Genomic DNA, 12,525 nt, shown 5'->3' with positions numbered 1-12,525 from the left:
CTTTTTAAAATTCATCCGTAATTCTAGAGAATACGATATAATAGAAGATATTGAAATGAGGATGAGATATGCGATTGGATAAATTTTTAGCTCATAATGGATTTGGAACACGAAAAGATGTAAAGATTCTTGTGAAAAAGGGTATGGTTACGGTAAACCACGATGTGGTACGGGATGCAGGTATGGTTTTAAACCTTGAAAAGGATGAAGTCTTTGTTCAAGGGGAAAGTGTATCGTACCAGAAGGATATTTACTTTATGATGAACAAGCCGGCTGGATATATTTGTGAACATAATCCTGAAATGTATCCCTCTGTTTTAGAACTCATCGAATCGTATCATCGTGATTTGGTTTTTGTCGGTCGCTTGGATGCGGATACGGAAGGGTTACTCTTAATTACAAACGATGGCCAGTTTTCACATCGTGTTGCGCACAGTAAAAGTAATGTTCATAAACAATATTATGTTGAGTTGAATAAACCGTTTGACCTGCGCTTTTGTGAGGAATTAGAAAAAGGGATGATGTTAGGGGATGAACTCTTGAAGCCTGCTCAAGTTGAGGTTGTGGGGGAACGCGCCATCCACTTAACAATCGGTGAAGGAAAATACCATCAAGTGAAACGCATGATGCATGCCTGCGATAATGAAGTTACGTATCTAAAACGCATTAAGATTGGTGCGTTGGAACTGGATTCATCTTTACAACCTGGTTCATATCGAGATTTATCAGAAGAAGAAATAAACTTATTTATCAAATAAGTGGTAATATGATGAGTCTTATGTGATTTGGGTATCTTTTTGAATTAAAAGGTACTACGATTAATGTAATATGAGTTTATAAACTTGAAAGGAGCATTGATATGGAACCATTAAAACGTTCAGACAAAGTGAAAAAGTTCAGATATGTTGGTTCAGTTGCGGTTGTTTTGATTCTGGTAATTATTGTCTTTGTATATCAACTAACAAAACCAGCCAAACCAACAATCGTATTTAAAGATAATGCGCAATTAGAACAATACACTTACTTAAGTAATGCCGCACTACAAGATGCGATCGATCTCGAGAAGAGTAATTTTGGAACGTATCACGTTGAGTTTTTGAAAGATGGTAAGATTGTGGATCCAGAGACCATCCGACAAGAACAAATCCAGTTGTATACAACAATGCATAACATTCCCTATCCATTTCCAGAAGGCTTTGATGATAAGGGAATTATAGACTTGTTGGATAACGGGGATGAAATTCCTGTTGTTGGTGATTTAGAAATGCGCTTTATCGCATCGTTTTCAAATGGTGAAGAAGCAACCTTCGAGAAAGTCTGTAAAGCCGTTGATACAATTCCACCCAAAGTAACGTGTCTTTTGGATGATAAAGAAGTTGAAAGTGGTGCGCGTATTGCGGTCCAAACAGGGGGTGATGAAGGGGAGTTGCGTGTTACGGACACGCGATTTGATCACGATATTGAGATTCAATTCAATGCTTCAAAAACACCTGTGAAAGAGGCGACACTGCTTAAAATTGAAGCTTCTGATGGTGTCAACGAAACGCAGTATCAAGTCTATCTCTATTATGTGGATCTGGAAAATGTTTCCGAAGAGATGTATCAAATCTTAAAAAATGCCGGAGTTATTAATTTAGATCGTATCCAAGTCAAAGAGTCGTAAGACTCTTTTTTTATGGTTCTCATTAATATCTAACACGATGTTAGATATTTGTTGACTGAAAAGACCACTTGTGTTAATGTTTATCTAACATAACATTAGACGATGATATAACTAAGTGTGGGAGGATGGTTTATGATCCATAAATTAAAACGCGCATGGCGCGAAAGCAATCGTTTCAATCGATATGTGGTACTCCTTGGTAGTTTCGTATTAATTGGAGCCATGGAATTAATGGCATCGCAATATTTTGGAGCACTAACCCAATCGATATTACTGCGTGATTTTACTCAAACTCAAGCCAGCTTAATAGGGTTTGGTTGTCTTACCCTCCTTGCGGTTTTGATGACTTATCAGGCTCAAAAATATCAAACTCAAGTGATTGAAACAATGCGCAGTCAATTTAAAACAAAAACAGTTGATTGCATTTTGGAAAGTGATTATCGTGTCAGTTCACAACTGGAACAAGGTGATCTCATTGGACGGCTTGAAAATGATGTTTCCAGCATTGTTTCCGCAACAAATTTAAGTGCCACCTTATCCAAAGCGGTTGTACTTTTAATAATCTTATCCTTTGGGATTCTTCGTATTGATGTGCGTTTATTAATCTTGTATTTTATTCCCCTTCCACTGGCTTTTATCATTCAACGTTATGCTTCTCAAAAATCCAGTGATTTCATCCTTCCATGGAAAACGGCTATGGGTAAAACCAACGCCCTCACACAGGATGTCATGAATAACCGAACGACCATAAGAACCTTTGGTTTGTATGATACGGTTGCTTCATGGGTCGAAAAAGCACTGGTGGATTCACGGGATAAGGGAATCTACGGAATCCGTTCCCTCTACTTACTGCAATTTCCATTTTCAGTCTTTGCCATGCTTCCTAATTTCCTCATTGGTATTGGTGGAACCTATCTTATCGCACACGGTGAGCTCGAATTGGGTCAACTTGTCAGCGCCTTTCTTTTAGTTCAACTGATTTCAAATGAATTTAATGTTATTGCGAATATGGTTCAAAACATTCCGCAATTATTGGTTTCAACGGAACGAATTTATCCAATTTGGGATGCTGCGAAAGAATCGTTCGGAAATGCGGTGGGAGCAGAGGATAGCGATCCTGTTATTGCTTTTAAAGATGTATCTTTTGGATATCCAAATACGGATACTCTCGTATTAAAGGGCTTCAATCTTGAGATTTATGATCAGGAACACGTCGGTGTTGCGGGAACCAGTGGTTCAGGGAAATCAACGCTGATGAAGCTCCTGTTAGGACTGTATACGCCTCAATCCGGGGCGGTTTATTATAAAGGGATTTCGATTCAAGATTGGGATAAACAAGCCTTACGTAATGACTTGGCGGTTGTATTTCAAAATAGTGAATTGATGAATCAAAGCATTCGTCAAAATCTTCAGTATGGCAATCAGATGGTATCGGATAAGCAACTTCATGAGGTGCTGGATCACGTTCATCTCTCAGACTTTGTGGATCAAAACGGTTTGGACTTTATTGTTGGCGAAAAGGGAAACCGTTTGTCCGGGGGACAACGTCAACGCTTGTCGATTGCACGAGCACTGCTTAAAAAGAGTGATGTCTTGTTGTTTGATGAAGCAACTTCGGCTTTAGATGTGGAAACAGAACAGCTCATCCAGCATGTTATGGATACGACAGAACGTACGCAACTGATTATTGCGCATCGTCTTGCAACCTTACGCAATTGTGATCGCATTATTGTGATGGATCAAGGGGCGGTTGTTGCGAGTGGAACGCATCATGAACTGATGGCTCAAGACGGAATCTATGCAAGCTTAATCGCAATACAAAATGGAGGTGATCATCATGACAAACGTATTTAAAACCATGCGACGAATATCCAAAATTGGTTCTTGGGCGTTTGTTGGCGCAATTCTAGGCGGTTGTGTTGCCAGTCTCGCAAATTTTGGCCTTAACTTTACGTTTGGAAAGATGACGCAGATTTCCATCGAACAAGCTACAGCAGGAACTTTTGATTTACAAATCCTCCTCACAATAACCGGTCTATTCCTCCTTATGTTTCCACTTCTTGTAATGGGACAAACGGGAAATCTCATGGGGGGATTAAACGCAGAGAAACGTCTCAAAGAACACATGATTCATCATATCTTACGTCAAAAAGAAGCAACAATTCGTGCTTCACATACCGGAGATATGATGACCTTATTAACCAGTGATGCGGATGTCATTAATAATTATTATTTCCAAGCATTCAATTACATGTTTATTCATCCTACTGTGGGTGGTCTTGCAGCTTTAATCACAACATTCTTTGTGGATGTACGATTTGGGGTGATTGCGGTTGTGCTGGGAATTGTAAGTGTATGGGTGGCAACACGGTATGCAGACGCAATTCAAAACGATTACGTATCAGCACGAAACTTTCAAAACAAAGCAACCAATCAAGTCTCTGATATTATTGCGAATGAAACAATGGTGCGTTTGTATAATGCACAGAATACGGTGGTGGATGATTATCGTGAATTAAACCAAGCGCATGCAAAGGCCCTCATAAATGCGGAAGTTAAAAAGCATCGAGTTACTATGTGGAATGATGGATTTGGGGCTTTGGGTAAAATATTGTTTGTGGGAACTGGCTTTTACTTAGCACGGACCACTGATTTTGAATTTGCGAAGGTAATGTTGTTGTTACCATTACAGGCATCTATTGGATATATGTTTGGAAACTTTGGTGTTGCTTGGAACTATATTTTGGAAGTTCAAACATCTGCGGATCGCATCTTAACGATGTTGGACATGGAATGTGAAGAGGGTCGTATTGATAGACCAGACCTAAGTCTTGGGAAGGGTCATGATTTAATTACCTTTGATCAGGTTCAATTTGGATATCAACCAGATCATACCATTTTAAAGTCTGTTGATTTTACGATCAGTCCACAATCTAAGGTGGCGTTTGTGGGAGAATCGGGAAGTGGGAAGTCAACCATTTTTCAATTACTTCTTGGCTTTTATAAACCCGAACAGGGGCGGATTTTGTTGGATGGAAAGGATGTGCAAGATTATTCTCTGCAAAGTGTCCGAAATCAAATTTGTTATGTCCAACAAGAATCCCCCTTGTTCAACACCACCATCCGAGAAAACATTCGTCTAGGCAGTAAAGGCATTGTCAGTGATGCGATGATTGAGGCAGCCGCACACAAAGCCGCAATCCATGATTTTATTGTATCGCTTCCCCAAGGGTATGATACACATGTGGGCGAACAAGGTGGAATGCTTTCAGGGGGACAACGTCAACGCATCGCGATTGCACGTGCACTAATAAGTGAAGCACCCATTCTCATTATGGATGAACCAACATCCGCATTGGACAGTGAGTCAGAACAACTGATTCAAAAAGCCATCGCAAACATCCAAAACGAAAAAACAATTCTTATTGCGGCACATCGATTGAGCACCATTCGAGATGCTGATAAAATTATTGTATTAAATCAGGGTGTGATTGTGGAAATGGGAACCCATGATTCACTGTTAACAGAGCACGGTGTCTATGAACGCTTTGTGCAGTCCCAACATATTTAAAGGAGTTTACGATGAAATTTGAGAAAAAACTAAATTATGAATTTGAAGCTTATGTAATGTTTCGACGTTTTTTGACCCAAGAGGCCCCTTATGCAGAGGATGCTCATGCGATTCATGATCGCATTGATTCAATTTATAAAGGGTGTGAAGCATCGATGCTTCAAGTTCAAAAAGATTACCCCCATGCAACTGAAATTCTTGAATTACTTGGCAATGAAAAAGCACAACTGTACTATATTCCCTTTAAATGTTTTCTTGAAATCCAAACACGTAATCAAAACGAGATTGAGGCTTTATTGGTCGAAACCATTGAAGATATTTTAAAAGCATTTTTTAGTGAAGGATCCACGCGTCATGAAGAGATTTTCCAGGTAATCAATCATGCATCGTTAAGTTATTCTGAAAAGTGGGCATTAGTAAGTATGGTCGAGTCCGCTGATGTGCTGTATCACGAGTTTAAAGGTATTGTGACAGACCTTTCAAAACCGCTGAAACAAATGTTATCGGTGTTTGATCAAGAAATTGAGATCTTAAACCAAGAGTGGACCGCGCGTCTTGAGTCAAATACTTATATTGAATATCTTCGTGATACGTTTGGAATTGTTTGGGATGATCATGAGGGGATTATTTATCCAAGTGTGATGGCTAATAATTCATTTGTGGATGTAACGTATTTGGGAATTACGATGACAGAAGCATTTTTAAATCGAAATCAACTCAGCGATAAAAATGCATGTAAGATGATGAAAAGTATGGGTGATCCAAGTAAATTTGCGATTTTAAAAGCCTTGAATCATGGACAAAAATACGGAAAGGAACTCGCGACCCTGCTTGATTTAACACCCGCAACCATTTCCTATCACATCCAAGAATTATTAAATGATGGGTTGATTCAATGTGAACCCAGCAGCAATAAACGGGTTTATTATAATATTGCGAAAGACAGGGTTCGAGAATTGTTGGTGTTTGTGGAACACGAATTGGAACTTTAAACAAAAACACACTCTTAGAGTGTGTTTTTTTACGGAAATAGAGGATCTAATGATTCAATCAGGGATATAGACATTGTATAGATACAAAATGATTTGAGTTAATAATTTGATGAGAATACTCTAGTAGTGTATCAAAAACACAATAAATACTTACAAAAACAACAAGCAAATCAACAAATAATGCGTTGTACAGCATTGTCTAGAATGATAAACTTATTATTAATACGGGGGAAAAAATGTACAAATCAAGTAAAAAAAATTTACTATCAATTATGTTACCAATAATTGTAGTCCAAGTTATTTTTGTTTTAAAGCAAGAAATATTTAATTTCGATGCTTCTTTCTATTATTATACAATAACAAATCCAGGATTCTTTTTTGTTTATTATTTAATAATAATTAGTTTAGAGAGCATATATGCTCTAAATTTCGAATATCTCATCACACAAAATAAATTTGATGATTTAGTAATATTAAGAACTGGATATTTTAAGTATTATTCGAGCAAGATCAAAAACGTAATAAAGCGAACTCTTTTTATTTCGTTGTTACAACAAATTTCGTTACTATTAATCATTATATTTATCAAATCTCCACTGACCTTTGAAGTCAATGATCCGACATTAACGCAAATGTTACCGTTTAGCACGCATAATACGATTAATTTCTTTGTTTATTTTTTACTTTCAATTATCGGAACCACAGTTTATTGTGTCTTTTTAAGCAGTTTAATTTATTATATAAAAAATAAATACTTATATACTGCACTAAGTCCATTAATTTCTATCACAACTATTTTTATAGTTGGAGTTTTTATCATTCCATTTACGAATAAATTAAGTGCATTGAAGAACTTATCAATGTATTTCTATGGCTTTGTTATAGGAAATCTTCCAACAGTTGGCAACTTCTCATCGGGAGCAAACAGACTTAACATATTTCTTGCTTCTGTTGTTCTTTACCTTTTAATAGCGATTCTTTTTTATGTTATAACTGTTAAAAAGAGAGAAACAGAAGGATGAACCCAAATAGAAAAATACTTTCGTGTGTTTCAAAGAAACAGTATATCTTGTTGTTTATATTTACAATTCTAAATATAATTGAATACGCTCTTATTTATAATTCAGGAGCGCGTGCTATCGCTGTTTTGTTGAATCATAATTTTTATTGGATGAGTTTAAATGTTGTATGTCTAATAATTGGTTTTACTATAGTTTATAAAATCTCAAAAACAAAAATTTTTCTGTTGGCTCGTGTAAATGATCGCGAATTATCGATAAGGTTACAAAGGACTATTTTTTTAATTTTTTTCTATGGTACGCTAGCACATATAATACCCGTAATATTTTTTGTTAAATTTGAATTTCTCACAATTTTATTTATCTATATCTTGTCACTACTTTTACTGTACTACAGTATATCTTTACTCTTATCCTTCGTAATTTATTTTAATAATCGATATTTTTTATTTGTTTCGCTCTTAAGTTTTTTGTTAACTTTTGGATTTCACGTTGTGTTTATGTCAGTTTTATAAAAAGGAGTAACCTATGTTAATATTAGAAAATATAAAAAAAAGCTATAAGGATTTAACTGTTTTAGAAAATCTAAATTTAGAACTAAACGATCATTCAATCATTTATATAAAAGGTAAAAACGGATGCGGTAAATCAACTTTATTAAAAATTATATCTGGAATACTAAAAGCGGATGGTGGCAGTATAAAAACAAATTATAAAAATATAGGGGCTCTTATTGAAAATCCCTCTTTTATAGAAGACCAAACATTATTAAAAAACCTCAAATTTTTATTTAATATAAAATCAAATTTTAATTATGAATATGTAAAAGAATTAGCAGACGCTTTTGATTTAGAGATTGATAGTAAAATCAAAATGAAAAATTATAGTGTTGGGATGAGACAGAAAGCGGGTCTAATTCAGGCAATCATGGAAGATCAAGATCTTATTCTTCTTGACGAGCCAACACGAGGTCTCGATGATGAATCTATTTTAAGTTTCACAAATATAATCAGTAATATGAAGGCGAAAACAATCATAATTTGTTCACATGATGAAATAGAAGACATAAATTTTGATAAGAAATTAGAGCTCGTAAATGGTAAATTGGAAAAAATATAGATTTTTCTTACTTAACCTATTATTAATATTGTCTTGTATAACAAAAAATATCGTAGAGAGTAGTCAGATTGAACACCTTATTTTTAAAATTCCTTCGAGTAATTTCACATTAATGAAACTTTGCGCTTCTCTATTAGTTTCTATTTTTAATATTCTATATGTATTTGATTTCTTGACTCCATATTTGGATGTTGAGACAAATATTAAAATCAGAAAAAAAGAGAAGTATTATTATTTTATATTTGAAAAATTAATATTCTCAATCATAACAATTTATACGACCAATTCGCTTTTTATTTATTTTGTTCAAGCAGATTCTTTAGGTGTTTTCAGACATTTAGAATACTACTTATTACTTTGTCTTTTTGGAATCATGTTTCTTTATAACAAGAAAAATTCACACATTACTTTTTTTGTGTCTTTAGTAGCGATGATTGCTTATAGACTTATTTAAAGGGAATCAATTCATTTGTAATTACAAAATTAACCAAGGATTTCGTTCAGTGTTCACACATTGTTGTTTGTGAAACATGAATTCTAAGCAAAAAACACACTTCTAGAGTGTGTTTTTTACGGTAATAGAGGCTTTAATGATTCAATCATGGATAAAACTGCGGTTGTTCCCCCTTCGGTTAGGTACCAAACTTCAGGATCCACATAGATGATATGGCCATTTTGGTAAGCTCGCGTTGCTTTCACAAAGGCATTGTCCATCAAGACTTCCGCATTTCCTTCACCACCGGTTACCCGGGAGCGATCCATTACAAGGATAAAGTCAGGGTTAAGGTCTTGGATTTGTTCAAAGGAGAGGGTAGAACCATGGGTTGAGACATCAAATTGTTTGGAAACGGGCGTAAATCCGAAATCACGGTACACATGATCATATCGACTTTCAGGTCCGAAGGCTTTAATCTCATTACCATTGGCCATTAAGAAAAGTAAGGTGCCCGTTTGTTTTTGTGCTTCATTCTTGAATGCATCTACCTGACTTTCTAAATCAGTCATCAAGCCTTCAAGATCACGACCTGGGTAGAGTTGATGAAGTATCTCAGTATTTGCCTTCATCGATGCGATTAAGCCATCAGGATGGCTGTCTCTTCCCATATGGATCGTAGGGGCAATTTTTGAGAGGGCTTCGTAATGTTTCGCACTGCGACCGGATATAATAATCAGATCTGGCTGGGCTTCGCTCATGCGTTCATAATTGGGCTCAAAAAGGGTGCCAATATCGGTGAGGTTTGAATCCAACTTCGACTTCAGTGTTGTCGTTAAGGAGGCAGTAGGGACCCCGGAAATTGGTAAATCATAGGATTCCATCATATCAATGATTCCCATATCAAAGACAAATACGTTCTGTGGGTTTTCGTTAGCCTCGGTTGTTCCTAATTTATGTGTAATGGAAAGGGTGGTATCTTTTGTTTTTTGAGGTGTACATCCCGTCACGAAGATGAGGGCAAAGCACACGATTAATGTTTTAAAGTTCATAGTTCCTCGTTTCTACACAACATTGTTTGATTGTGTTATGGGTGAAAATTGTAAAGTCTAAATCATAAAGCTGTTTTAGGATGGGTTGTGTTAGCGTTGAATCGACAGCGCCATGCGCAATGCATTCCCCATCTTTTAAACAAACAACCGCATCACAATACCGATATACCATATTTACATCGTGCATAATCATGACGATGGTTTTATTGCGATGGCTTACGAAATGGTTCATGCATTGCATGAATTCATGGGCATGTTTTAAGTCCAAATTATTTAACGGTTCATCCAAAAGAATTATTTCGGTATCTTGAGCTAAGACCATCGCGATATAGACACGCTGAAGCTGACCTCCAGAAAGGGTTTGGATGGATTGGTCTTTAAAATCCCAACATTCCATGTCTTGAAGACATGTCCTCACAATTTGGTGATCTTCATCCGTAAGGTGACGTGGATTATGGGGGTAACGACCGTAGGATACAAGATCGTAGACACTTAAATTCAAGTTATGGTGATTGCGTTGTTTTAAAATCGAAACGTGTTTCGCAAAATCAATGGCTTTGAAGGTTTGGATATCGTTGTCGTTAAGATATGTTTTCCCTGATGAGGGATGGGATAATCGTCCAATCAGATTGAGTAAGGTTGATTTGCCCGATCCATTTTCGCCAAGAATGGCGGTCATAGCACCTTTTTGAATTGTGATTGCACAGTTCTCTAAAGCATTAAGGCTCCCATAGGTTTTAGTAAGGCTTTCTGTTTTAATCATGTTTACGCTCCTTAATCATAAAAATAATAAGTGTGAACGAGCCAATCAAATTAATAAAAACGGTGATGGTTCCGGTGAAATTAAAAAGACGTTCAAAGATAAGTTGGGATCCGAGAAGCAGTATAAAGGCTAGAAGCGTTCCGGTGATGATAATCGGTTTTGTCTTAGCATTTGGACACAGTTCTTGGGCTAAATTGCTGGTCAGTAGACCAAGAAAGGTCAGTGGTCCGACAAGACTTGTGACAAGGGAACTTGAGAGAATGACAAGAAATAAGACTTCCTTGTGGACCAAAGGGACATCCAGACCCAAACTTTGTGCAGTATCATCCCCAAGGACTAAAACATCAAACTGGTGGCGTTTGTGGTTATAGATGCCGATGATGAGAAGCGTAAGCAACACGGAAATACCTAAAAATTGTGGTTGGATGGCATTAAAGGATACAAAGTTTTGACTTTGAAGGATACTGAATTCCAGGGGGTCCATCATCATTTGTAAGGTTGTGGACAGTGCACCCATTAAGGTTGAAAAGATTGTCCCAATTAGAAGCAACAGATAGATGTCATTTCCACATCGTTTTAAGATTTTTGGGTAGATTATGAGGCCGATGATTGACATGGTGAATAAGGCGATAAGTGGATTGAGCATTGGATTGTTTAGAATCATAAGACACCCGATCTGAATCAAAAGGTACATGCGTTCAAAACCCAATAAAGCTGGAGAGACAATGCGGTTGTGGGTTAGCCTTTGGAATAACGTTGTGCTTAGATTAACCAAATAAGAAGTGATGCATAGGGTGAGGATTTGAACGCATCGTCGCTGAAAGATATATGCGCTGTTTAAGCCACTCCCCAAATAATAAACAGCACAGATAAAGGCAATCCATCCTAAGATTTTTTTATAATTCATGGCGGATCATCCCTAGAAATCCTAAAGACCCAATAATTCCCAATATAAATCCTACGGGAAGTTCGTAGGGGAAGATTACGATGCGTGCAATGAGATCACATACTAAGACCAGGCATGAACCATAAAGCCCACACAGTAAAAATGAGTTGGATGAACCATAACGCATGGCAACCATATTGGGGACAATCAGGCCTATAAAAGGCAATGTTCCCACCGTCACTACGACTGAAGCGGTAAGCAGCGATACGAGTACCAATGCAAGGTTCATTACGGACTTAGGTTTTAAGCCAAGATTACGCGCAAAATCATCACCCAGTGATAGAATATCAAATTTACGGGCGGCAAATAATGCACACAATAACAGCGGAACGGACGTAAAAAGCAACTCATAACGCCCTGCAATAATTTGGGTAAACGATCCCGTCATCATCCCTCCTAATGCTTGCATTAAATCAAACTTAAGGGCTAAAAAGGTGGTGATCGATTCAATCATGGTTCCGACCATAATCCCAAGCAGGGGAATAAAGACCACATTCTTTAAGGGAATTAGACGTAAAAGCCTCAGAAAAAGGGCGGTACCTAAAATCGCAAAGCCATAGGCAAGCAAAGTCTTATGCAGTAATGATGCCCCTGGAAAGACAATCAAAGCAATGAGAATTCCCATCCGGGCTGCATCCATCGTAACAGCGGTTGAGGGAGACACAAATCGGTTACGCGTCACCTTTTGCATGATCATGCCCGAAATGGCTAATGAGCTACCGGTAAGAATAATCGCGCAAAGACGGGGAAGACGGCTTGTAAGCAGAATCGACCACGCATCACCACTCCCTGTAATCAAGGCGTTAAAAGACAAGGGCAAGACGCCTACAAATAAGGATCCAAAACTTAAAACAAACAAGATCATTACAGCCCATGTGGTGTGTCGATCTTTAAGCGTAAAACGAATAAACATATTCTCGATTCCTTTCTGTTACTGCCCTTTTAGTGTATGGAAGTGCTTTAGAAC

General features: G+C 37.1%; 11 protein-coding genes. 7 read left to right on the top strand and 4 right to left on the bottom strand.

What is annotated here, in order from left to right; translation table 11 throughout:
* Nucleotides 1-68: 68 nt before the first annotated feature.
* The 7 genes from LLS04_RS01675 (at nucleotide 69) to LLS04_RS01645 (ending at nucleotide 8,364) form a co-directional block, all read left to right on the top strand.
* Entirely contained in the window at nucleotides 69-758 is a 690-nt protein-coding gene (locus LLS04_RS01675; RefSeq protein WP_275164114.1) for a pseudouridine synthase, read from the top strand.
* A 101-nt stretch (nucleotides 759-859) separates the two neighbouring features.
* Nucleotides 860-1,663 (top strand): hypothetical protein, encoded by an 804-nt coding sequence (locus tag LLS04_RS01670; RefSeq protein WP_323611579.1) that lies wholly within the window; start codon nucleotides 860-862, stop codon nucleotides 1,661-1,663.
* Nucleotides 1,664-1,795: 132 nt separating this feature from the next.
* The gene (locus LLS04_RS01665) at nucleotides 1,796-3,517 is read left to right on the top strand and encodes an ABC transporter ATP-binding protein (RefSeq protein WP_323611578.1); all 1,722 of its coding nucleotides are present in this window, start codon (nucleotides 1,796-1,798) and stop codon (nucleotides 3,515-3,517) included.
* Entirely contained in the window at nucleotides 3,501-5,234 is a 1,734-nt protein-coding gene (locus LLS04_RS01660; protein ID WP_323611577.1) for an ABC transporter ATP-binding protein, read from the top strand. Before LLS04_RS01665 ends, LLS04_RS01660 begins: the two co-directional genes overlap by 17 nt.
* Before the next feature lie 11 nt (nucleotides 5,235-5,245).
* Nucleotides 5,246-6,226: an ArsR/SmtB family transcription factor gene (locus LLS04_RS01655; protein WP_323611575.1), complete on the top strand. Its 981-nt coding sequence runs from the start codon at nucleotides 5,246-5,248 to the stop codon at nucleotides 6,224-6,226.
* Between the two features lie 236 nt (nucleotides 6,227-6,462).
* The gene (locus LLS04_RS01650) at nucleotides 6,463-7,248 is read left to right on the top strand and encodes a hypothetical protein (protein WP_323611573.1); all 786 of its coding nucleotides are present in this window, start codon (nucleotides 6,463-6,465) and stop codon (nucleotides 7,246-7,248) included.
* A gap of 525 nt (nucleotides 7,249-7,773) precedes the next feature.
* Nucleotides 7,774-8,364, top strand: a complete 591-nt coding sequence (locus tag LLS04_RS01645) for an ABC transporter ATP-binding protein (protein ID WP_323611571.1) — start codon at nucleotides 7,774-7,776, stop codon at nucleotides 8,362-8,364.
* Between the two features lie 570 nt (nucleotides 8,365-8,934).
* Here LLS04_RS01645 and LLS04_RS01640 read toward each other — a convergent pair.
* From LLS04_RS01640 to LLS04_RS01625, 4 genes are read right to left on the bottom strand one after another with little or no spacing between them, the layout of a single operon-like run.
* On the bottom strand, nucleotides 8,935-9,849 hold the full coding sequence (locus LLS04_RS01640) for a siderophore ABC transporter substrate-binding protein (RefSeq protein WP_323611570.1): 915 nt from the start codon (nucleotides 9,847-9,849) through the stop codon (nucleotides 8,935-8,937).
* Complete coding sequence (locus LLS04_RS01635; protein ID WP_323611569.1) at nucleotides 9,839-10,612, bottom strand: ATP-binding cassette domain-containing protein; 774 nt, start codon at nucleotides 10,610-10,612, stop codon at nucleotides 9,839-9,841. Before LLS04_RS01635 ends, LLS04_RS01640 begins: the two co-directional genes overlap by 11 nt.
* The gene (locus LLS04_RS01630) at nucleotides 10,605-11,519 is read right to left on the bottom strand and encodes an iron chelate uptake ABC transporter family permease subunit (RefSeq protein WP_323611568.1); all 915 of its coding nucleotides are present in this window, start codon (nucleotides 11,517-11,519) and stop codon (nucleotides 10,605-10,607) included. The genes LLS04_RS01635 and LLS04_RS01630 overlap by 8 nt, the downstream gene beginning before the upstream one ends.
* On the bottom strand, nucleotides 11,509-12,471 hold the full coding sequence (locus LLS04_RS01625) for an ABC transporter permease (RefSeq protein ID WP_323611567.1): 963 nt from the start codon (nucleotides 12,469-12,471) through the stop codon (nucleotides 11,509-11,511). Before LLS04_RS01625 ends, LLS04_RS01630 begins: the two co-directional genes overlap by 11 nt.
* Between the last annotated feature and the right edge of the window lie 54 nt (nucleotides 12,472-12,525).

Origin of the sequence: Erysipelothrix enhydrae, from assembly GCF_035066605.1 — a bacterium.
GTDB lineage: Bacteria > Bacillota_I > Bacilli_A > Erysipelotrichales > Erysipelotrichaceae > Erysipelothrix > Erysipelothrix amsterdamensis.
Note: the sequence above shows the minus strand (reverse complement) of the source record. Positions and strands in the feature narration are given on the sequence as shown.